The sequence below is a fragment of the Piscirickettsia litoralis genome (genome assembly GCF_001720395.1).
GTDB lineage: Bacteria > Pseudomonadota > Gammaproteobacteria > Piscirickettsiales > Piscirickettsiaceae > Piscirickettsia > Piscirickettsia litoralis.
In genome coordinates, this window is sequence record NZ_MDTU01000002.1 from 138,857 (window position 1) to 158,636 (window position 19,780).

Annotated in this window: 31 protein-coding genes; all 31 read right to left on the reverse strand. The window is 43.3% G+C overall.

From position 1 onward, the window contains the following. Nucleotides 1–28: 28 nt before the first annotated feature. Nucleotides 29–457, reverse strand: a complete 429-nt coding sequence (locus BGC07_RS15670) for a C40 family peptidase (RefSeq protein WP_069314014.1) — start codon at nt 455–457, stop codon at nt 29–31. Nucleotide 458: 1 nt separating this feature from the next. Next, entirely contained in the window at nt 459–1,175 is a 717-nt protein-coding gene (locus BGC07_RS15675) for a DUF4376 domain-containing protein (protein ID WP_069314015.1), read from the reverse strand. 1 nt (nt 1,176) lies between these two features. After that, nucleotides 1,177–2,820: a hypothetical protein gene (locus BGC07_RS15680; protein ID WP_069314016.1), complete on the reverse strand. Its 1,644-nt coding sequence runs from the start codon at nt 2,818–2,820 to the stop codon at nt 1,177–1,179. Continuing rightward, nucleotides 2,817–3,347 carry a phage tail-collar fiber domain-containing protein gene (locus BGC07_RS15685; RefSeq protein ID WP_069314017.1) on the reverse strand — a complete coding sequence of 177 codons (531 nt, stop codon included), beginning with the start codon at nt 3,345–3,347 and terminating at the stop codon, nt 2,817–2,819. The genes BGC07_RS15680 and BGC07_RS15685 overlap by 4 nt, the downstream gene beginning before the upstream one ends. After that, entirely contained in the window at nt 3,344–3,985 is a 642-nt protein-coding gene (locus BGC07_RS15690) for a phage tail protein I (protein ID WP_069314018.1), read from the reverse strand. The genes BGC07_RS15685 and BGC07_RS15690 overlap by 4 nt, the downstream gene beginning before the upstream one ends. Beyond that, the gene (locus BGC07_RS15695) at nt 3,978–4,853 is read right to left on the reverse strand and encodes a baseplate assembly protein (protein ID WP_069314019.1); all 876 of its coding nucleotides are present in this window, start codon (nt 4,851–4,853) and stop codon (nt 3,978–3,980) included. The genes BGC07_RS15690 and BGC07_RS15695 overlap by 8 nt, the downstream gene beginning before the upstream one ends. After that, entirely contained in the window at nt 4,850–5,188 is a 339-nt protein-coding gene (locus tag BGC07_RS15700) for a GPW/gp25 family protein (protein WP_069314020.1), read from the reverse strand. The genes BGC07_RS15695 and BGC07_RS15700 overlap by 4 nt, the downstream gene beginning before the upstream one ends. Before the next feature lie 3 nt (nt 5,189–5,191). Continuing rightward, nucleotides 5,192–5,389 (reverse strand): hypothetical protein, encoded by a 198-nt coding sequence (locus tag BGC07_RS15705; protein WP_069314021.1) that lies wholly within the window; start codon nt 5,387–5,389, stop codon nt 5,192–5,194. Continuing rightward, nucleotides 5,389–5,937: a phage baseplate assembly protein V gene (locus tag BGC07_RS15710; protein ID WP_069314022.1), complete on the reverse strand. Its 549-nt coding sequence runs from the start codon at nt 5,935–5,937 to the stop codon at nt 5,389–5,391. Before BGC07_RS15710 ends, BGC07_RS15705 begins: the two co-directional genes overlap by 1 nt. Beyond that, nucleotides 5,934–6,470: a hypothetical protein gene (locus BGC07_RS15715; protein ID WP_069314023.1), complete on the reverse strand. Its 537-nt coding sequence runs from the start codon at nt 6,468–6,470 to the stop codon at nt 5,934–5,936. Before BGC07_RS15715 ends, BGC07_RS15710 begins: the two co-directional genes overlap by 4 nt. Continuing rightward, nucleotides 6,467–6,961 carry a hypothetical protein gene (locus tag BGC07_RS15720; protein ID WP_069314024.1) on the reverse strand — a complete coding sequence of 165 codons (495 nt, stop codon included), beginning with the start codon at nt 6,959–6,961 and terminating at the stop codon, nt 6,467–6,469. The genes BGC07_RS15715 and BGC07_RS15720 overlap by 4 nt, the downstream gene beginning before the upstream one ends. Next, nucleotides 6,951–7,268, reverse strand: coding sequence for a hypothetical protein (locus BGC07_RS15725; RefSeq protein ID WP_069314025.1), 318 nt, complete (start codon nt 7,266–7,268; stop codon nt 6,951–6,953). The genes BGC07_RS15720 and BGC07_RS15725 overlap by 11 nt, the downstream gene beginning before the upstream one ends. Next, complete coding sequence (locus BGC07_RS15730; RefSeq protein ID WP_069314026.1) at nt 7,265–7,513, reverse strand: hypothetical protein; 249 nt, start codon at nt 7,511–7,513, stop codon at nt 7,265–7,267. Before BGC07_RS15730 ends, BGC07_RS15725 begins: the two co-directional genes overlap by 4 nt. 44 nt (nt 7,514–7,557) lie before the next feature. Next, the gene (locus BGC07_RS15735; RefSeq protein ID WP_069314027.1) at nt 7,558–8,583 is read right to left on the reverse strand and encodes a major capsid protein; all 1,026 of its coding nucleotides are present in this window, start codon (nt 8,581–8,583) and stop codon (nt 7,558–7,560) included. A gap of 62 nt (nt 8,584–8,645) precedes the next feature. Continuing rightward, a complete protein-coding gene (locus BGC07_RS15740; RefSeq protein ID WP_069314028.1) occupies nt 8,646–9,002 on the reverse strand; it encodes a hypothetical protein in 357 nt (118 codons plus the stop codon). Beyond that, nucleotides 9,002–10,153: a S49 family peptidase gene (locus BGC07_RS15745; RefSeq protein ID WP_139121784.1), complete on the reverse strand. Its 1,152-nt coding sequence runs from the start codon at nt 10,151–10,153 to the stop codon at nt 9,002–9,004. Before BGC07_RS15745 ends, BGC07_RS15740 begins: the two co-directional genes overlap by 1 nt. Nucleotides 10,154–10,158: 5 nt before the next feature. After that, nucleotides 10,159–10,575 carry a DUF4402 domain-containing protein gene (locus tag BGC07_RS15750; RefSeq protein WP_069314030.1) on the reverse strand — a complete coding sequence of 139 codons (417 nt, stop codon included), beginning with the start codon at nt 10,573–10,575 and terminating at the stop codon, nt 10,159–10,161. 3 nt (nt 10,576–10,578) lie between these two features. Next, nucleotides 10,579–12,084: a phage portal protein gene (locus tag BGC07_RS15755; RefSeq protein WP_077216990.1), complete on the reverse strand. Its 1,506-nt coding sequence runs from the start codon at nt 12,082–12,084 to the stop codon at nt 10,579–10,581. After that, nucleotides 12,081–12,302 carry a gpW family head-tail joining protein gene (gene gpW, locus BGC07_RS15760; protein WP_069314031.1) on the reverse strand — a complete coding sequence of 74 codons (222 nt, stop codon included), beginning with the start codon at nt 12,300–12,302 and terminating at the stop codon, nt 12,081–12,083. Before gpW ends, BGC07_RS15755 begins: the two co-directional genes overlap by 4 nt. Next, nucleotides 12,303–14,111: a phage terminase large subunit family protein gene (locus BGC07_RS15765; RefSeq protein WP_158006985.1), complete on the reverse strand. Its 1,809-nt coding sequence runs from the start codon at nt 14,109–14,111 to the stop codon at nt 12,303–12,305. It abuts the gene before it with no gap. Further along, a complete protein-coding gene (locus BGC07_RS15770) occupies nt 14,068–14,610 on the reverse strand; it encodes a hypothetical protein (RefSeq protein ID WP_069314033.1) in 543 nt (180 codons plus the stop codon). The genes BGC07_RS15765 and BGC07_RS15770 overlap by 44 nt, the downstream gene beginning before the upstream one ends. A 203-nt stretch (nt 14,611–14,813) precedes the next feature. Beyond that, nucleotides 14,814–15,083 (reverse strand): hypothetical protein, encoded by a 270-nt coding sequence (locus tag BGC07_RS15775; RefSeq protein WP_139121785.1) that lies wholly within the window; start codon nt 15,081–15,083, stop codon nt 14,814–14,816. Nucleotides 15,084–15,280: 197 nt separating this feature from the next. Beyond that, nucleotides 15,281–15,913: a hypothetical protein gene (locus BGC07_RS15780; protein ID WP_069314035.1), complete on the reverse strand. Its 633-nt coding sequence runs from the start codon at nt 15,911–15,913 to the stop codon at nt 15,281–15,283. Between the two features lie 9 nt (nt 15,914–15,922). Next, nucleotides 15,923–16,366, reverse strand: coding sequence for a DUF29 domain-containing protein (locus tag BGC07_RS15785; RefSeq protein ID WP_069314036.1), 444 nt, complete (start codon nt 16,364–16,366; stop codon nt 15,923–15,925). A 23-nt stretch (nt 16,367–16,389) separates the two neighbouring features. After that, a complete protein-coding gene (locus tag BGC07_RS15790; protein ID WP_139121786.1) occupies nt 16,390–16,677 on the reverse strand; it encodes a hypothetical protein in 288 nt (95 codons plus the stop codon). Between the two features lie 134 nt (nt 16,678–16,811). Then, nucleotides 16,812–17,189, reverse strand: a complete 378-nt coding sequence (locus BGC07_RS15795; protein WP_077216992.1) for a helix-turn-helix domain-containing protein — start codon at nt 17,187–17,189, stop codon at nt 16,812–16,814. Between the two features lie 102 nt (nt 17,190–17,291). After that, entirely contained in the window at nt 17,292–17,777 is a 486-nt protein-coding gene (locus BGC07_RS15800) for a type II toxin-antitoxin system MqsA family antitoxin (RefSeq protein ID WP_069314038.1), read from the reverse strand. A 1-nt stretch (nt 17,778) separates the two neighbouring features. Then, nucleotides 17,779–18,108: a type II toxin-antitoxin system MqsR family toxin gene (locus tag BGC07_RS15805; protein WP_077216993.1), complete on the reverse strand. Its 330-nt coding sequence runs from the start codon at nt 18,106–18,108 to the stop codon at nt 17,779–17,781. A gap of 318 nt (nt 18,109–18,426) precedes the next feature. Beyond that, entirely contained in the window at nt 18,427–18,843 is a 417-nt protein-coding gene (locus BGC07_RS15810; RefSeq protein ID WP_077216994.1) for a hypothetical protein, read from the reverse strand. Between the two features lie 22 nt (nt 18,844–18,865). Next, nucleotides 18,866–19,063, reverse strand: a complete 198-nt coding sequence (locus tag BGC07_RS15815; RefSeq protein ID WP_069313966.1) for a hypothetical protein — start codon at nt 19,061–19,063, stop codon at nt 18,866–18,868. Nucleotides 19,064–19,174: 111 nt separating this feature from the next. Further along, nucleotides 19,175–19,651, reverse strand: coding sequence for a single-stranded DNA-binding protein (locus BGC07_RS15820; RefSeq protein WP_069314039.1), 477 nt, complete (start codon nt 19,649–19,651; stop codon nt 19,175–19,177). Between the last annotated feature and the right edge of the window lie 129 nt (nt 19,652–19,780).

The window sequence follows — 19,780 nt, forward strand, 5'->3', positions numbered from 1 at the left end:
TTATTTTAGAAAATAAACGAAGGAGAGATTAATTTTTAACTGCGTCGATCAGTTCGATGGGAGTCAAGTTTCGGCGTTGCTCTGTTTTAAAACCACAGCGATTTAAAACTGCAGCGGCAAATTCAGCACATTGCCAGCCATTATGCTCAACTTGCTTTAACCCCACAGCAGCGAAGAGCGCGTCTACAATACTGTATTTATCACCGAGATGATTAAATACAAACGCAAGCGCCGAGTTAGAAAAAGCGATGGGGGTTTTAATCCTCTCAAAATCCTCCGGCAATTTATCAATCGGCGTAATACGCACCCCTTTTAAAATCATCGCCTCCGCTACAAAAAACTGGCCACTCACATTGATAACAACACCGACATGAGAATATTCAGAGTGTGTTGCCCATCGCACCAATGCCGAAGTGAGTCCTGAGCCACGATAAGCAATTAAATCACCTGATCTCATGTTATGCCCCGAAGCTAGCTGCAACGATTTGATCGATTTCATCTGCACGCGCAGGATCCAAAACATCCCAATCAATCGTATCAAAATCGACCGTTTGACCGGCTTTAATCAAGGCTTCGTAATAGCTGGCAAAATAATAAAGCTTTGAGGTTCGATTGATAATTTTGTCATAAAGCGCCTGCAGCTTTGCCTGAGTCATAAGCACCGCAGAATTATCATAAGTAATCCATTGCGTTTCATTGCTAGCGTTTTGTTCTAACTGTGCAAAGCCAGAAATAGCTTCACTAATATTAAATTTAGCATGGCTATCCGCATCAAAGGTGGCACCCTCAACGGTAATAGGCATCTCAATTTGGCGGTCACGTTCACGTTTCAAATTATAAATATTCAGCATCACTTGAGCCGCTTGCTTCTCTTCAGCCGTTAACCTTTCAGCCAAAGCGCCCTCTCGAATCACATATTTACCCGGATAGCCAATAACAAGCTGTTGCTCTGCACTTGATAGCTCTACCCAGGGTTGAGGAATAAACCGCGTGTCGGGGCGAAACGTGGGTTGTGGTAACTGTGCTGGTGGCGTATCCCCATAGGACTCATAATCAATTTCAATATCATCAATCGGAACTAAATCGCCATCGGATATCGTCGGCAATTGAGCCACCTCATGCAAACTGATAATTTCACCGCTTAACGCATCATAGTGTGCTAAAAATTCTTCCACCTTATCGCCCCTTTGCCACGTAAGTAAAGCCTGCGGCTTTTTTTGTTCCCGCACTGGCCCAATTAAACCGCACCTGAAAGCGCCCTTTTTCCGGATCGCCAACCAGCACAGGCCACATGTCGTTATTTAAATCAGATGTGGACTCGTATGAGGTTAATTCCACACTGTCACATTCATAATCAAAAGAAGTTGGAAAATTCACCCAGAAGGTATCTTCAGTCGTCGCTTCAATCGTTACCTTGCCACGTTGTTCTAATTGGCCGAGGCTACGATCATAAATATATTTTGTATCGCCCACTAATGAGCGTTCATTGACATCTGTGCGAATACAAACATCATTCCAATAACGGGCATGGCCAGCACAAGTGATATAGGCCGTCATATAATAAACGACTTCATCAACACCATCCTCCGCTGAAACATTAAAGGGATCCCAGTGGTAAGCATGGCCATATCCTTTGGCCATTGGCCCGCGATAATCATAAGCTCGAATATTGGTAACAATATCTCCGCTATTCGTCCTTTCACCGTGACTCCAAATAAGGTGCCCGGTCTCTACACCAAGCAAGCCGATAAACGTTGTCATATTACCGCTCATAAATTGATAATGAGCACCGCCACCGGTGAGCGTAAAATTAATATTGGATTTTTCAGGGTTGCGCTTCACTGTGACTTTCATAAAACGCGGATTATTGTAAGTCAGAATGGTCATACCATTTCGATTCCCCTCCGCATCAAAGCCGCCTAAGTACTCGCTCAATTTTTTTGTAATCTCATTGTGCTCAGGCTGAACAAACTCATAAGAAATGTCATGGCCGTGCGGATTATGGCCATGAAAATATTCATCACCCGATTTTTCAGAGAAAAGAGGATTCGGGTTGGCACAAACAAACGGGCCACCACGATTCAAAGATTTTAATATTCTTGAGCCAATCCCTGAATCCACCCAATGATCCACATAGCCATTCGCCAGCCAAGGGGCCATGATGTAAACCGTAATTGGAGCTGTTGAGTCTTCTATTGATAAAGCAAAACCAAGATCCCCGCCTGTCTTATGGACTTTTCCATGCTGGAACCATTTGATCGCCTTATTAAATTGCTCTTTAGGGATCTCTTCATGCTTCTCAGGCCAAGGATCATCATGAATTTTAATACTCGCATCACCCATAGTTTCGATGTACAAATAACATCCTTGCGAAATATAACTATCCCCACACACGAGCGCCGATTGATTAAGCGTCCAGTGATCTGTGCCCGCATCAAGAGTGACTTTAATTGCATAAGCCCCTTGCATCGCTCGATTTAGAAAATCTGTAGAAATAAGCTTTGCGAGGCTTTCAACGACAGGGTTGCCATCCCAAACAGCCACCCGCTCAACTTTAGCGTTTCGACTCCCCCCGTTATAGTAATTAAAAAACTCCTCCGGCAGTAAACGCGCGCCCCAGTTATCAAACAATGAGTTGATAAAAAGATTCGTACTCCCCGCATGAGTTTTAACTGCCTCTTTAGTTTCTGCTAAAGTCTGATCAACGAAAGTGGTAATTTCAATTTTGTGATTTTTTATCTCCGCGACCAACGCATTACTACTATCAACAAGCGTTGAAACCTCGGTCTCTAAGCTCCCCACTTTATCTTCTATGCTCATGCGCCCTCCAGCGTTTTTTCAAAGTGAAACTGTCGTTGCAACATTTTTATAGTGATTGCTGCTAACTTTGTATGTGCGACGGCGGACTGAATTAAAGGCTCAGCTAACGATAAGTTTAAATTGTTGCCATCAACAGTGAAGGTAACGGAGTCATCCGGCAGACGGTCCAACACCAAATCGAAGGACGTTAAAAAATCAATCCCTGCAGCTTTATAGCCGAGCGTTTTAACCGGGTCGCTGTATAAAGCCAGTAAAGTGCCATCGTTTAAAAAAACACCCACCTCACGCACCCAAAACTCAATATCGCCAGTTAGTTTTGCCGTGAGCTGAATTTGTTTTGCGCCTTGGCGCTCCCCCCCTGCAACCATAACGCGCTGTTTTTCAGATTGCAGTGCCGTTGCTGTATAGCTTGGTGCATAGCCGCCATCACCAAAAGCAATATGGCTAATTTCCGCTTCAAAGCCTAAATTATTGGCATTAAAAACGGACTGAATGCCAATATCCGTTAATATCGTATTGATACTCATGCCGTCTCCATTGTTATTTTTCTAATCATCGTGGTGTGAACTCTCCCTGCAGCAGCAGGCAATTGTGCGTTGATACGGGGTATTGAATAACTGCTGATCATTGTGTGTTTTTGCATGTGGGTGGTGTGCAGTGCGCTTGCGCTGGTCAGCGTATTTTCAAAACCCACCGCCAACTGGAATGAATAATCACTACGCAAATTTTTTGCATTCTCGATCGCTCGGTTTACATAGCTATATAATTCCGGACTGAGAAACGTCTCACCTTGAGCGAGGTTTTCTTTCACATAAGCGGTCACTGTAAAGGTATACGGCTCGCCACGCGGTTCTTTTTGATGCCATGACTCTACTTCGGCATTAATTTTTAAGTTTTCTAAAGCGAGTTTTACGGCGGCAGGCGTGCCTTTAATTTGATGCAGCCTGACCGCATTGGCCACGACATTTCTGCGAACCTCCAACGGCCAACGACCATCCCAATCATCCACGGATAACGTCCATGCCAAATAAGGCAAGAAGGCTTCAGCACATTTTTCAGCGCTCCATAAATTCCCAACCGGAGGCAGTTGAGAAAATTTTTTCTCAACCAACTCATCAAAGGCCACCTCTAGCGCTGTCGCATTTTTAGGGAGAATACTAGGCATAAATAGGCTCTATGGTAATGTCCGTGCAATACGGTGCTTGTAAATCAGTACATTCAATGTCAGCGTCTAACCCTTCTAGCTCAACGCGCTCCACCCCAGCAATGTGGATCCCCGAGTAAATTCCAGATAAAGCGACACGAAAGCCTAAGCGATGCGACTCTTTGGTGTATTTTTCAACATTACTCTGAATAAGATTTAAAACAGGGACAGGGTCCGGTCCTGCCATTAAATACACTTTGGCATGAATCGAGTAGGTCTTAATTTCTGCCGAATGCACTTCGATGTCATCGGTCATCGGTCGACGTTCTTCAGTATTCAAATACGTCGTTACCGCATTGAGTAACTCGCTTGATGCCGCACCATCACCCACACGTGAAAGCACAATCACTGAAACAATGCCGGGGTTTAGCTTATAGGCCCATGCATCTAACACATCCACATGCGAGTCCAGTGTATGAGAAATATACTGGCCACGAGGCCCTGCGGTTGAACGTCGCTCGTTAGAAAGCTGCACTCGCGTTCTTAATTCTTCATCACTTTCATAAACAGCAGGCGTTTCTTCAGTCGCAGCAATTAATGTTTTACGTTCGATATTAAAACTCGCCGCATGGTGATCTAAATTGGAATCCGTCGCAAAGGCAAGCATCGATTGTTTGAGCTGTTCATTTACACGATTACGCCATAAAAATTCTCGATAAGCACCAACCTCAACCAATTTATAAAGTGGGTCAGACGCTAATAAACCCTCAGCATCAGGATATTTTACGATGAGCGCATCCAGCCATTGCTGTTTTAAAACCTCATAGCTTAATTCTTCAACCGCAGACGGCGCGGGCAAATTATCCAGTGGGATCGCATTAAAGCTCATATCTGAATCCCATCAATGGTGACATCTTGGCCCTCAATCACATACTCTCCGTATAAAGTTAAAGTCACCTTTCCTTGCTCGAGTGCGATAATTTCAACTTTTTTTGTTTTAAAACGTGGCTCCCAACGATTAAGGGCGGCGACCGTCGACATGTAGATTTCCATCGTTAAGTCGTTATTGAGCGGCGCATCTAAAAGGTTAGGCAAATTAGAGCCATACTCACGATTATTCGCCCGCGAACCAATGCGCGTGGTTAAAATGTCGTTAATGCTTTGTTTAAGGTGAGCGAGACCCGACAGTGACTTACCTGTCTGACGATTCATGCCTTTTTTCATAAGTTACTTAACTGAATAATTCCCAGCACTAGAGCCGCCTGTCACCGGGACTTCTGCATTGTTTTGAATATGCTCAACCACCGCTTTTGCAACGGCCTCCGCCATCACATGCGCTCTTGCATGCGGTCCTTCAGTCACAAAACCATAGGCCTGTAAATTAGCAATGATCATCGATTTTAATTGACCTGAGTCTAATGCCATTATTTTTCTGCCGTGACCGTTTTAGAACAATGTGAGTGAGGCAGACCTGTGTATTGGCAAATATGGCCGCCTGTTACCACACCAAAATTTTGACCATTGCGGTCGATCATATGAACTTTGTCGCCATTAATATGAATTTCACCGCTGGCTGTTTTGATATGAATCGGTCCCGATTTAACCACATCAATTGTGAGCGTATGAGACTCACGGTTATAACTCGTTTTTGTGCCGTCTTTATATTCAGTAATATGCTCATTTACATTATTACTTGGCGCTGCGTGTTTACCTTGATACAACGACCCTATAATGACACCCTGTTCCGCATTAGAAAATGGATCCAACACTGCAACTTGTTCGCCAACTTCCAAAGCATGCCATGTTTTATCTGCTCCAGCGCGAGACGCAAGCCAAGGCAAAAAACCTGTGATATTTTCACCCACCTTCACCCGAGCAAGGGATTTGTTGTAATTCACCTCATGAACAACGCCAATCACAAATAAACCATCAAGTCGCCGTTGAAGATCCGAAAGCGTGTAATGATCATTCATAACGTCTGATAATCTTCTTTATGAGGCACGCCAATCTCGGGTGAAAAACTGGCCAAGACTAATTTAGGGATCTCGCCTTCCTCAGCATCATCAAAACAAAAACACACCGGCGCTTGTGCATCGACTTGATAACACGCAATGCCTTGCATCGGGTCGGTTTGAATTAACTCCATATTGAGCATTTCAAAACAACCCACATTTTTATTTTCAGGCTGAAAATCTTCAACTCCCGCCAGTAGGATATAAGCCGCCCGTGCTGCGGTCTGATACGCCTTGGCGATATTATTGCTGTGTGGCACCAGAATCACAAAAGACCAAATCACATTAAAATTGACGGCACCGAAATCACGTTTTTCTAAGCGTTTGGCATTGCCCAGCGCTAAAAAGACCGTTGGTTGTTTAACCGGATGATGCTGTGCTGTTGGAAAGTAAATCGCATCATCAGCAATTCTCACATTCACCTCAACCCCGGCAAAAAGTGCTTGCGCTTTTGCAAGCAATGCATCAGTGACCTGTTCAAAAGTTGTCTTCATAGACGCTTCTCAAATTCTTGATTAAAAATAAAGCCTGCTTTTTTTATCACTTCTTTGGCCCTAGGTACGGATTGATCTTCAATGGCCACGAATTGCTTGAGGATAGGTAAGCGTTTGCGCCCCACACGCCGAAACACTTGCAAGCCACCTTTGGTTGGTGCGATAAATGCCCCTTCAAACACATAGCGCCGCGCTTTGACCCCTTTACGATGCTGTTTAGGATTCAGCCGACTCACGGCCACCGGATTCAAGCCCAACCAGATCTTTTTCTCGGTTGCGCTGCCTCGATTCTTCAAAGGCACACGGCGACGAATTACCGCCATCGGCATATTGAGCTCACCGGCTAAACCGCGCTTTAATTCAGCCTTTAAAATTCGTGTCGTTGCATTCAGTGCCTGCTTGCCCGTTTTATTAATATCGGTGGCCAGTCGCTCAAGCATGGGGTCGACTTTGGCCAGTGCAGTAAAATCAAACTGAATGCTAGAAGTCACTAATTACCTCTTCATCCGTTAAAAAAATCTGAGCACGAGGCCGATACGGATCATAACGAGGCCCTCGGTATGCTTTATAATCCCGGCCATTTATAGTAATTTTGTCACCCTTATTAATGAGCCGGCCATCGACTTCTTTACAAATAATGCTCGGTTGATAAGTTGGAATTTCACTATATTCAGACGTTTGTACTGCGTCTTGAGACGCTTCAAAAAAAGCAGGAAACCGATGGGTGTTGCCATCTTCAAACGTTAAAATAGCAACACCGCATAACTCGGTACTAAAAAAATCCTCATCAAAACTCATGACTTTTTACGCTTCCTAAGCTTTGAGGCGTGATACTCTTCTGCAGCTTTCATATCAATGCACCGCTCTGCATTCTTCAAATCGGCCTCAAATATTTCACCCGGCGGATAAATATGCTGGTCTGATAAATACACAGTAGTGAGTGCACGAAGTTGTATTTTTTCCTGAATGGCTGGAGCTTCATTAATGACATTATTTTGTTGTGCATCCACAGAGGTCTCCTGTGGCTTTTTTGCTTCTGGCATGATGGGATCCTTTATTAATTAAGAAAAAACGAAGGCGTTAGCGCCTAAATCACCACTGCATTTAAAAATGCATCGATTTCATGAGGGACAGGCAATGGCGCAGCTTGCAAAAGCAAAAAGAGGGCAGAGGGATCTTTCTGCTTCCATGTTTTTGCAAAGTGCTTCACTCCATAGGTGACATCGAAGTCTTCAATTGCCCCATAGTTTTTTGAACAACGCGCCGTCTCAGAGCACAGAGCGATACGATTTGCAGGCACAATCGACTCTTCAAGCCCCGTGTCCTCATTTAAGTACCACTCGTTATAAGAAACGATATTGAGCTTCAATTTTTCAATATAGGCTTCTAAAACCACCCCTTGCGGTAGGTCTTTTGGTCGAACTTCGATCGTATAATTACGCCGGAGTTCCAAGTGCTCTTTAACTTTAGGGTGATCTAAAAAAGCATAAACTGCATCAATGCCCATCACACAATAGCTAGGACGATGCCCTGAGTCTTGTAAAACAAGTCGGCACCAAGCATCCAATTGCTTCATGGGGTTTGAATTTGCTGAGGTCCACAAGGCATCACCGGCAAGTAAGACTTTATGGTTGGGACTCATTTGAAAATCAACATAACGATCCAAGCCATCCCCTTTAATTTCGACGCCCCCGTTTAAAATAGCACTCGCCGCCATTAGCTCTTCACGACGGTCGGCCATTTCTGTCAGCTTAGATAAGGTTTTTCCGACGTGCTCTGCCGCTAATAAAGCCGGGGATTTCGGTTTCGTATAAATCGTTTGCCCTGCTTTACGTTTAAACACATTCATCGGTGTAATGACGTTTTTAACTTTGATGTAGCCAGGCTTAAAGGTTTCTGTGACGAAACCTTCATTCTTGACCACCTTCCCTTCAAGTAATGGGCTGACAAAAGGAGCCACGCGCCGAGACCCTTTAACAATATCAACGTCAACATGCAACGTATCAAAGGTATTTTCCTCTTTAAAAAATGTGTTCAGGAAAAATCGCTGAATCGGCTTTACCTGCTCTAAAACACCCAGCAGCGTGCGTGTTTCATATGGGTCAATTGACATAACTATCCCCTTCCTAATGTGCTAAGAATAAAATTAGAACTATTTATGTTTTTAATGTCGGACTAGATAGCGTCTACAAAGAAAATAGACAATAAACGACCTTGCTCGATCAATGCCGCATCAACCGCAGCACCACCCACTAAAAATACTTCGCTTTTACAAAATTGCCCGGTTAGATAAATCGTCGCAACACCTTCTGCAGCAAGTGTTATATCTTGCGATAAAATGCCATGCAGTGTGTGTGTTTTAGGGTCCGCATTATGCTCTGCTAAATCGAGCAATACATATTTACCCGAGCTATCTTTAGCGATGACAGCGCCGCGCTGATAAGTTCCCGGTTGCAAAGTCACCTCACTGGTGACAATATCAAAATCACCACCGACTAAATTATCCGGTTTAAATTCACCGACTCGTTCCATTACTTTCTCCCCTTATTCATTGCATCGACCATCACATCGAGCACCTGTTTATCGTTGGCCTCTTCACCTTTAATACTGTGATCAATATTTGCAGAGGTTTCTGCAACCATCAGCTCTCCTAATACCAGCTTGACCTGTTTGACATTAAAGCCTTGCGCCACAAAACCGAGTGCACGCTCAGGGCAGCCTGCCGTTTCGCACATGCCTTTAATTTCTTTAATGCTCTCAGCCGAAATCATGGCTGTGCTTGGAGCCTCCTGTACTGGTTTTGCTTCAGGCGTCTCTGCAACTTGGGCGTGCTGAGCCTCTGGGATTTCTGCTGTTTCTGTCGGTGTATCTGTAGACATCGTGTTCTCCGTTAAATCACTTGCAGTTAATTGAGAAAGTAAAGCACTGTATGAAATCACTGCATCGGCGAGTCCGAGCTTGATTGCCTCATCACTGTCATAGCAACGCGCTTGCGTATCAATCACCGCCTGGCGATCAATATCACGGTGACTCACAACGCTATCGACAAAAAGGTCATATGATTTTTTCATGCTATCGAGTAATTCAGTGCGCGTTTTATCTTCTAATTTTTCTAAAGCATTGGGCTTTGCTTTTTCATCACCGACACGCAAGACATTCGTTGTAATTCCAGCGCTTTTATAGAGTTCGGAAAACTCAGTGTGTACCATCAGCACACCAATGGAACCCACTCCTGCCGTGCTCGTCATATATAGTTTTTCTGCCGCAGAGCCGATGGCATAAGCGGCTGAATAAGCACTTTCATTAGAAATGGCGATGACTTTTTTTTGCTCGCGTGCTGCCACAATTGTGTCAAGCAAATCAAACAAACCGCTCACCATACCGCCGCCTGAGTCGATATCGAGTAAAAGGGTATCGACATCCTCATGCTTGAGTGCCGCATTAATCATTTTGCCGATGGACTCATAGGAGGTCATGCCATAATAAAAAGCATCACGATCTCGCTGCACCAAACTACCGCGCACAGGAATCACCGCAACGCCTGATTTAATCGACAATCTAGGCACGACTTCATCATCATTAAAAAACAGTTTTACTTTCCCCTGAATGGCGCTGCTCATCATGCCAATATCACGCTCACACACATACAAAGGAGAATTAATATATTTAGAAAAATCCATCATCACTCTCACATATAAGAAACCGTTATTGTTGTCGAACCTGAATAACTCCCTGTCTGTGTTTGCGGAGTTAATTCTATGGAAGCTGTAATGCTTTCTATCGCTTGACCTGACTGATCTAGCGTTGGGGTTTTATCGGGCAGAGCCAAATCAACGTTGATGCTATTTTTACCACTGTCCATCGATAAAGAGTCGGGCATAACGATCGTCACTTTTTCATTTTTCTGTCCTTGAATCGTTAAATTGGCAATCGTTTTGTGTGACTCACTTTGCCCGGTCGGTCGCACAATATTGCCAAAATTAAGATCATCCACAGTGACCACAATCGGCATGAGTACATTGACCGAGGCTTTTAAGGTCACCGAAGAGCTTGCAAACGCAACAGTCCCTACCCCAAGGCCGAGTATCGTTAAGAATTTAGTCATTATTTATTCCGAGCTTGAGTAAGCTAATTCTTCCGCTTTTTGAAATACACCCGTTTTCGTGGTGTCATTCACATTGGAGTCATATTTCAAATCAAGGTCACGTTGGCGTTTTTGGTCTTCTGCATTTTGTTGATCCAGTTGCTCAACATCGGCACCACTTTCTGAAACCACCGCCGCACGTGATTTAAAGCCAGCTCTCACTTCAATCACTTTGGCCATCGCATCTTTCAGAGGATCCACCCAATCCCAACCATCCGGTTGCCACTCGATACGATGATAAATATGGCGATTTTCCCAATAATCTTTTATTTTTAAGCGCCCCGATAAGACCGCAATATCCAGCCATTTCTCAGCGACGGGCTGGTTGAATTGGTGAGATAAAATTAAATGTTGAAGCATCTCAAAGCGACGACGTGCTTCTAATAACCCTGCTCTAATGGATGAATAGTTGACCCCTTCTAAATCACCCGTTAACTGCTCATAGGTAATTCCAGCCCCTTGTGCTACGCCTCGCAATTGGTTTTTCGTCCAAGTGACTAAATTATCCCCAGAGTCATCCGCTTCAGCCAGACGAAAATCATCCCCCGGATTAAGTTTAAAAATCGTCCCAGCATCAAAGGCAATATCTAGCTTTTCTTGGTCACTACCGACTTGCATCAGCTGATTCATAAAATCGCTGGCATTGGCGGCAGGCTGTGCAGCGCTGGTCACAAACCCCGTAATCATCGATGCAATGGTTTTTCTAATCAGTTCGGCATCTTCGTATTTATCTAAATCCACTAAGCGTAAAATAATCGGTGCAAGCATGCTCACACCACGAATTTGCCCGGGACGAAGTGGTTCAAAAATCTGCAGCAAATCACGCGCTTTAATGCGCTTTGTTGCCGGATTACCGAACAACCAATCATCACCCGGGTGTTCAGTGGTGAGATAATAAGCCACTTTTTGGCCGAGTTTGTTAAATTCAATCCCTTGACGCAAGCGATGGCCATTATCAAAGTTCTTATCAATGGCCATATCCAGATAATCAGGCTCTAATAACTCAATCTGAAAGGGCACCGCCAATGGATCAGAAAAGCGTCGATAACGAAAACGTGCTAAACACTCTCCGCTTAAACCTTGCGTTCGGCATGCGAGGGCTTGCAAACCGTAGAAGTTAAGTGTTCCTGCGGTATCTGCTTTTTTAGACCAGTCTTTCCAGAGCACCTGAATCTCTTCTTTCAGCGTTTTATCTTTCAGCTGCCAATTTGGTTTAATTCCCGTGCCCACAATATTAGTGACATAGGTGGTCACCGTTGAGCGTCCCCAGCTGTTATTGCGCTCAATATTTCGAGCACGTGAACGCAGCACCTGCTCAGAAGAGCTCACCGAAGAAATAGGGCCATCACTTTCACTTAAGCCATAATTCGCTAAGCGAGAGCCTCGGGTCGCTCCTTCATAAGAGGGCATACTCATCGACGCAGGAAAAATGAACTTTTTCTGCGCCAAAGTGGGGAATTTTGGAATCATAAAGTCTTACGTGTTCTCGCCGTAAATGCCTGTAGTCCGCCATTAACATTACTGGCCACATCATCGCGATAACGCCTGAGCGCATCTAAATCAGCCTCAGTATATTCAATCGTTTCGCTGCCCGTTGCGGTTTTATGTGTTACTCGCGTAACACGTTTACCCATACTCAAATCTTGAATCGACTGATTAATTTCATCTAAGTGTTGTTGCTTGTACATTTATAGTCCTCTCGGTTTAGATTGTCTAAGTAATGGATTAGTATTGCTTTGACGCGCAGCGCTCTGAGTTGGCGCTGGTGCAGCGCGTGCTTGCTGCTTTTCTTGTGCCTGCTGAATCGCCTCCAGAGGGATCGTCGTCGGATTAATAATGTGATAGGCCGCCATCGCATAAACTCGACAGTCCAAAGCTTCATTGCGAACTCCCGGAGGACAATCATAACGATAATAGCTCTGACCATTTTTTGTCTCCAACACTTTGCGCTCTGCGGTGAGCTGCTTGAAATAATCCAGTGTGTAAACGTTGTCATCTTCTGGAAAGTAACAATAATTTTGTTCTGTGTTTTCATTTTTAAGCGCGTTATAAATCGTGTCTTTAAACGCCACGGTATTGATACGAAATAAATCCACACCGCCAAGGTTACTTTTAGTCGGACGATTCACCAGTGGCCCGCCTTGTGTCGATGAACCTTTTAAAGCAAAAACTCGCCCCGGCATCCTGGAGCAAAATTCATAAACCGCTTTTGTTGAGTGGCCACCCGTATCAATACCAATACCTGCAATATGCAATTGATGACCTGCAGGGTGAGAATAAATCGCTTGTATTATTTTCTGCAGCGCCTGCCAAACTTCAGGTTGTTGTGTGTTGCCGCGTAAAACCTGATAAGTAATTGAGTGGTTAATGTTATTCGGTGCATGGCCGACAATTTCTAATTCGAGTCGGTCATCTTGAACATCAACCCCCATTGTTAACATCACAACAGGATCGGGAATCATCGAACCATATTTAACCCTTCGGTTGTAAAGTTTGTCTGACTCCAGCTTCACCACTGTTTTTTTCCAGACCTCACCCAAAATGGTATTTACAAACCCTTTTAATTTAAGGGGATCTTTTTTAGCGTCTAAAAATTCGGCGGCTAAAATCCCCCATTCGGCATTTGCAGCAGGAGAATATAAAGCACTGATATGAAAACCAGCATGGCCACTAAAGGGCTGAGTTGCACGCCACTCTCCTCGATTGATCATCCACGTTTTATAACTGTGTTTAATCGGTTGCTCACATTTCTCACACTGATAATGCGCTTTATGTGGCTCACCTTCTGGCCAACGAACCCCCGCCCAGCGCAAGGTTTGATAATGAGAACAGTGTGGGCAGGGCACATAATAATAACGCTGGTCCGAACTTAAAAAAGAACTATGAACTTTGGAGGTTTCCTCATCCGTTGGCGTGCTTCCTAAAATAATCTTCGAATTTGGAAAAGTATCCGCGCGGCGCTTACCTAACGTAATAGGATCCCCTTCATCCCCAGCGGACAGAGGATAACCATCCACCTCATCAAATAAAACAATGCGCGATTCGATCCGCCGAAAACCTGCAGGAGAGTTTGCCCCCACCAGCGTCATCACCCCGCCCGGAAAGAACTTTTTTAGTGTGTTGTTTGTGCCATCGCGTTTCGTCGCCTCTGTCACCTTGCCTTTTAATGCAGGCACATGCTCTAACATCGGGGCAATTTCTTCTTTACTGTAATCTTTTGCATTATCAACCGTGGGCTGGACCAGTAATAAAGAAGTCGGCTCATGACCCACATGATAAGCGGTAAGCGCATTCAACATTTTGGTATAACCCACCCTGGCAGACTTCATAAAAGTAATCGTTTTTGTGACTCGGTCAGTCATACACTCCATTGGTTCGGTTTGATAGGGGCGAGTTCTCCATTTACCTTGAGGAATCGCATTATTAATAACTAGAAATTCGTTATCTGACCATTCACACAAAGTCATCTTCTTCGGTGGTAGAAAGGTACTCTTCACCTTCCTCTTCAAACGCTTTGATGTTTTGCGATGCGCGTTTTTCACCATCCGCCAACTCCGTTAACACCTCCCGAATAATCCCGTCAATTAAATCAAGTTGAGTATGAGTAAATGAGCTATCCGATCGCTCACACTGCGCTGAAATATCTAGCAACTTAAGCTTCGCGCTGTTAATAATATTTTGAAAAAGTTTGATTGCTTCATCTGCAGGAATCACTTGATTAGTTTCACGAAAATACTTAAGTCTTTCATTTGCACTGCGCCATCTAAGCAATTCTAACTCATAGCTCTTAGCGCCACTATCAGAGTCAGTTTTGGCACTCTCTTTAACATGTTGAATATAACTAAAAACAAAACGAAACAGATTATACCGCCCTTTAGTAATCCTACCTTCAACGCCTTCTTTCGATAATTGCTGAATTCTTCTAGAGCCAATACCAAGCAAATCAGCAAGTATATCAACAGGAACCTCTGTTGAGGCATTAATTGTTTCTGACATTTTAAAATCCTAAATCAGACTGATTTAAACGAAGTGAAATTGCAAAATTTAAAATTCATTTCGCTTGAAAATACGCCAGAGCGTTGGGAGGCAACAAAAAACACTCAAAACGAAAACGAAACAACTTTTAAAAATTTAGTAACTAGAGATATCGCGAGGTGCCGCATACCCGTATAAAAAAATCTCCAGGGAGGACCCGCACATCAAATCCCATGCGTATCATCACACGGATGAGTCAGTGACTTAACCATCCACATCACCGACTCAGCCAAACGAACTTCCGCATGAAAACGCTGCAGGTCAACATCCATACTCACTGCAATGCGTGAATCGGCAGGCAATCGATCAAGAATTTTATCAACGACAGACTCATATTTTTTATTCAATTCTTCTGCTTGCTTCTTAATACTTAATATTTCTGATTTAATATCATCGCCCACAGGCGCATAATCGATGCGTGTATCAATCATCATCTTTCTCTTTATTGTGGGTATAAAAAAACCAGCCGTAGCTGGTCTTTATAAAAATCGGTTGTTAGTGGTGGTGTTCAGATAAAGAAATACCACTCTACCTAAACCAGGTTAAAAAATGTGCACAAAAAAGTCAAAGATTTTTTACAGCACGCCCTTCCTGTGACGGGAGCGACATCTAGAACCACCCCCTTAATATCCTAGTGATACATCTTCTCTAAGCCGTGTGCAATCTGTGCTTTCGCATCATCATATTTGGTGATAGCGAACTGGATAGCATACAAGCACCATAAGTATTCATAACTATAACTAGATATAGAAACGTCATAGACTTCAGAGTTTTCCTCAAACTTAAAGCCAAATGGTGAATCAAAATAAGCAATCAGGTTTCGAGTATCGTTTAGGTCTGTTGCTCTTTCAAGAATTTGAGTTTCAACTTCACCCCAAATTTTATTTTTCTCTTCTTCTGTATGGCCTGAGCTATACACTTGTTTTTTTAAGGCAGCTTCTAGCTTTTCATGATCTAGCTCTCTGGGCAAACAAGCCGAATTATCGATAACAGGAGCACTAGAAACAATAAATACCCACGAACGCGGATTAACTTCAGGCATATTGTCCTTTCTGAATTTTTCAATCATATCCAGATCACAGCGAAACGTATATGAGCCAATAATGGAGTTAATGCATAGAGTATCGCCCCAAGTAATAATCTCAAAAATCATCCGGCCTTCTTTAATAATGCATTGTATATGTTTATTTATGCCATCATCTCTCACAACATCAATGACTGCCCCCTCAGCACGATCTAAAAAGCCTTTTTGTATCTTATCCATAACCACCCCCTAATTCCCTTGTATTGGGAAAAACTCTTCATCAAGCAACTGCTCAAACGTGTACGGGCATGTTGCAGGAAAAACATTCGCTGAGAATCCAGTTTCTTTCTGCGCTTCACGATGCGCCTTTCTGTATGCCTTAATCAATATATCATCGACTTTTGATTTTAAGCTGGGATTATCTTCGAGAACGTCTTTCACATCATCACGCTGATTAGCAATTGTTAGGCTCCAGCTACGGCTTTGTCTGTTTGGCTGATATTCCCATTTTAAGAGGTGCATTATTAATACAGCTAAATGACTCTTTAATGCGTTCTTTTCACTGGCACCCAAGCTTTCCAACTCCTCTGCGATGTGTTGAATATCGGCATCTTTAAACTTGCCTTGTCTTAACAGGCTTGCATTCTCATAACTCCAAGCATACAAGTCTTTGTCGTAATCATTTGCACTCATAGCAACCTCTCATAAATTAGCCCTCAAATGTTAGCATGTTGCTGGCGTTGTTTTTGCTTGTTCTTCTTCTCAAGCCATTTAGGGTCCAAGTTTTCGGGCATTTCTAGGGTAATTTCATCATCCACCCCCACATAATACTCACTACCAGGCTCAGCATTAAAACGATGAAGCATTAAGCGGTAACTATTGAGAGATAAGACCACCTGCGCTTTTTTGCCCTTGTATTCATCCGTAGTAAGCAGCTCGACGAATGCAGCCCGTGCAGCTTCGGGGCTGGGTGTCACCGTCCACGTTGTTTTATCAATCTGCATCCCTACGTTCTCCACGAACTTCTGAATATAAACCTTATAGACTTTTTTCATAATAACTCTCTAAGACCGCCCCCGGCGGCCAGTTAGTCCTTCACTCACCCTAGTGTATTTCATTAAACGACTGCTTACCCAACTCATTCGATTGCGAGTTGTTCCGGTTTTATCCCTAGCGCTTTCGCCACTTTCTTCACTGTATCTTGCTGTAAGCCTTTTTCGCTTTTCTCAATCTGTGATAGTGCTGGCTGTGTCAGCTTAAGTTTCTTTGCTAGTTCTGCTTGTGTAACCCCTTTGTACTTACGCCATGCTTTAATCGGTGAATAATCCTTTAGAGCGACTAGCTTGGCTAGCTCGTGCGGTACGGTTGCTTGTTTTTTCCGTGCGCTCGCTTTTTTTACGGGTGCTTCATTGCTATATTCAGCCATTAATTGCTCAAAATCAGCAAAAGGCACCACAGCAAACGCCGGACGACCATCTTGTTCTATTACCTGGTAATCAATATGTTTTCGAGTCACGTTTTTTTACCTCATCAATCGTTATAATGTTGATCTTTCCTTGTACAACATCAAAAAATACCCGATATTGCCCAACTCTTAAGCGATAACCGGAGCGATTTTTTAACTTGCCTGTCTCTGCATTCCTAACGAAAGCTTGCCTGACCTAGCCCAAAATTTTGAATGCTCGACAGTTAGATGTTCTGCAACAGCAGATAAACTATCAAGAGCAATCGTCCTTTCAACAAGCAAAGATAACAATAAACTCACGGCTTTCGGAATTTGTATTTCTCCACGCTCATATTTACTAAATGCATTAACTCCGCCCCCAAAATATTCAGCGGCCTCAGCCTGCGTCAATTTGATAATTTTACGGGCGCGTTTAATCTCATCGGGGGTTAATACACCATCAATAATTGCATGTGCTGTTGCTCTATCTTTTTGTGATGCTTTACGATCTGCAGGACTAATTACAGCATCATCACAGCTGTCACACCACAACCCTGGCTGAATAATAGAATATTGAACGCCTTTATATACATACTCAGACTCTCTAGTCTCATGTACTGCAGCATGCTCACCACAAAGTGGGCACTGTTGTTTACCCATCCTACTTCTCCTTAAACGACAAAATAATTTCACCTGTAATAGGGTTATCCTGGAATTTGATGTACAGGTCTATACCTTTAAATGTTGACTTATAAACATCCTGCCACGCAGTAAACCCAGCTGTATAAGGAGCCATCGATTTATAAAAGTCATCATTAGTGAGTGCTTGAATTACATCCACTACATTTTCATCAGTAAACCCAAGCGCCTCTTGACCTCTAATCGCAGAGTTGGTCATCACTAGCTTGTCAGGCGCATTAAATATTGTCTTTAAAGACTCTAAGGAGTACGTTGCGATTGGTTTGTTCTGTACACCCTGCTTCTTCGCCATATTGTAATATTAGACCATAACTAATCATATTGGTTAGTTAAAGAATAACACACTCATGTGTAAAATCAATCATATTGGTTATATTCAGGACTTACGCATTGACAGCTTTCTAAAAACATGAAAGCTAGACATATCAAGGGCTGTAGCCTTTTACCCGCTTGACGGTAGGCTCTCGAAGTTCATAAAAAATTTGAGTTTATGACAAATATTCATGCAAATAATGAAAAAATGCGCTGAAAACATTAACTTTTGATAGCCGCATAACTAGATTTTTCTGTCAATGCGTAAGTCCTGATATTTAAGAAGTAAGACGCTGATTTAGATACTTTTTCGTTGCAGCCTGCGAATGGAATGATTCAAACAACCTTTAACATAGGCCACCCCCAATTGAAGATAGCGACGATAGCGGGCTGTTGGTATACGGTGTTGAAACTGCTTTGCTGCTGCTGTTCCTGGCACGCAATACTCTAAATAGAGAATTTTAGCCATTGTTTTGTCATCTTCTGCCGCGCTATCAAAAAGGTCCATCACTAGATGATCTATTTCTAAAATATGCTCATTGCTTGGCAGTAAAGGCACACAGCCCCCTTTACCCCCAGTCACTCTACAACCACCATACTCTTGAATCGTTTTAAAAATGGACTCTGGCCAACCAATGGAGTCCTGGCTTTGTTGCATATAATCACCCCAACACCTCAACCTTCTTTTTACTGCTTTTGTATCCAGCATCGGCATGACTTTCTCCTCTACATACGACTTAATGCCGAATTGAAGCTTGATACTCCGCCTCTGACATTATTTTATGCTTTCGCTCTTTTAGATTAATCCCACGTAGCCGGGCAATGCTGATTGCCGTCCTACGCACATCATCGGGGTTATAGTTTGATTCAAAGTGAATCACTTCATCGCGTTGTTTGCCTTCGATAATTAATACCCATTTTAAGATCTCAACCATAAATACCACTCCGGTTGCTTTTTTATACTTATTTCGCGCAAAATTTAAACACGATTTGTGTTTTACAGGCAACCCAGAAAGAAGACTAGTGATAATGGTATATTCAACTCATTAAAAAGGAACGTCATCAAATTCGTCGAAATTAGCAGGAACGTCAAGCTGCTGTTCCGTTTCTTGCTTCGCTATAAACGCCTGTTGGCCTGGCGACTGTTGTGGCAATGGTTTTTGTTGTACCTGTGACTGAACCCTGTCCCTATCTCCACCCCCTAGCATTTGCATATTTTTACCGATGATTTCGGTGGTATAGCAATCTTTTCCCTCGTTATCTTTCCACCTGCGCGTTTTGATTTTCCCCTCGACATACACAAGCGACCCTTTACTCAAATATTCCTTAGCAATTTCGGCCAATCGCTTATATAAAACAACCCGGTGCCACTCTGTGCTTTCTTGATTCACACTATGCTGATCTTTCCACTGCTCTGAGGTCGCCACTGATAGCTTTGCAACAGCATCTCCGCCTTGCGTGTAACGAATATCAGGGTCTTGACCCAAGCGCCCGACGATAATCACTTTATTCACACCACGCACTTATGATAGTCCTCGCTTACTCTTCTTAATTTTTTCTTGTAGCTCCGTATTGAACTTATTTAATATCATGCGACACAATGCCCCATCATTAGAAGAACGCTGGACTATTTCCAATTCATAATTTATCAG

Coding starts and splice junctions, on each gene's coding strand:
- BGC07_RS15670 (WP_069314014.1), bottom strand. CDS start 457: ATGAGATCAGGTGATTTAATTGCTTATCGTGGCTCAGGACTCACTTCG.
- BGC07_RS15680 (WP_069314016.1), bottom strand. CDS start 2,820: ATGAGCATAGAAGATAAAGTGGGGAGCTTAGAGACCGAGGTTTCAACG.
- BGC07_RS15685 (WP_069314017.1), bottom strand. CDS start 3,347: ATGAGTATCAATACGATATTAACGGATATTGGCATTCAGTCCGTTTTT.
- BGC07_RS15690 (WP_069314018.1), bottom strand. CDS start 3,985: ATGCCTAGTATTCTCCCTAAAAATGCGACAGCGCTAGAGGTGGCCTTT.
- BGC07_RS15695 (WP_069314019.1), bottom strand. CDS start 4,853: ATGAGCTTTAATGCGATCCCACTGGATAATTTGCCCGCGCCGTCTGCG.
- BGC07_RS15700 (WP_069314020.1), bottom strand. CDS start 5,188: ATGAAAAAAGGCATGAATCGTCAGACAGGTAAGTCACTGTCGGGTCTC.
- BGC07_RS15705 (WP_069314021.1), bottom strand. CDS start 5,389: ATGGCATTAGACTCAGGTCAATTAAAATCGATGATCATTGCTAATTTA.
- BGC07_RS15710 (WP_069314022.1), bottom strand. CDS start 5,937: ATGAATGATCATTACACGCTTTCGGATCTTCAACGGCGACTTGATGGT.
- BGC07_RS15715 (WP_069314023.1), bottom strand. CDS start 6,470: ATGAAGACAACTTTTGAACAGGTCACTGATGCATTGCTTGCAAAAGCG.
- BGC07_RS15725 (WP_069314025.1), bottom strand. CDS start 7,268: ATGAGTTTTGATGAGGATTTTTTTAGTACCGAGTTATGCGGTGTTGCT.
- BGC07_RS15730 (WP_069314026.1), bottom strand. CDS start 7,513: ATGCCAGAAGCAAAAAAGCCACAGGAGACCTCTGTGGATGCACAACAA.
- BGC07_RS15735 (WP_069314027.1), bottom strand. CDS start 8,583: ATGTCAATTGACCCATATGAAACACGCACGCTGCTGGGTGTTTTAGAG.
- BGC07_RS15740 (WP_069314028.1), bottom strand. CDS start 9,002: ATGGAACGAGTCGGTGAATTTAAACCGGATAATTTAGTCGGTGGTGAT.
- BGC07_RS15745 (WP_139121784.1), bottom strand. CDS start 10,153: ATGATGGATTTTTCTAAATATATTAATTCTCCTTTGTATGTGTGTGAG.
- BGC07_RS15750 (WP_069314030.1), bottom strand. CDS start 10,575: ATGACTAAATTCTTAACGATACTCGGCCTTGGGGTAGGGACTGTTGCG.
- BGC07_RS15755 (WP_077216990.1), bottom strand. CDS start 12,084: ATGATTCCAAAATTCCCCACTTTGGCGCAGAAAAAGTTCATTTTTCCT.
- gpW (WP_069314031.1), bottom strand. CDS start 12,302: ATGTACAAGCAACAACACTTAGATGAAATTAATCAGTCGATTCAAGAT.
- BGC07_RS15770 (WP_069314033.1), bottom strand. CDS start 14,610: ATGTCAGAAACAATTAATGCCTCAACAGAGGTTCCTGTTGATATACTT.
- BGC07_RS15775 (WP_139121785.1), bottom strand. CDS start 15,083: ATGATGATTGATACACGCATCGATTATGCGCCTGTGGGCGATGATATT.
- BGC07_RS15780 (WP_069314035.1), bottom strand. CDS start 15,913: ATGGATAAGATACAAAAAGGCTTTTTAGATCGTGCTGAGGGGGCAGTC.
- BGC07_RS15785 (WP_069314036.1), bottom strand. CDS start 16,366: ATGAGTGCAAATGATTACGACAAAGACTTGTATGCTTGGAGTTATGAG.
- BGC07_RS15790 (WP_139121786.1), bottom strand. CDS start 16,677: ATGCAGATTGATAAAACAACGTGGACGGTGACACCCAGCCCCGAAGCT.
- BGC07_RS15800 (WP_069314038.1), bottom strand. CDS start 17,777: ATGGGTAAACAACAGTGCCCACTTTGTGGTGAGCATGCTGCAGTACAT.
- BGC07_RS15805 (WP_077216993.1), bottom strand. CDS start 18,108: ATGGCGAAGAAGCAGGGTGTACAGAACAAACCAATCGCAACGTACTCC.
- BGC07_RS15810 (WP_077216994.1), bottom strand. CDS start 18,843: ATGCCGATGCTGGATACAAAAGCAGTAAAAAGAAGGTTGAGGTGTTGG.
- BGC07_RS15815 (WP_069313966.1), bottom strand. CDS start 19,063: ATGGTTGAGATCTTAAAATGGGTATTAATTATCGAAGGCAAACAACGC.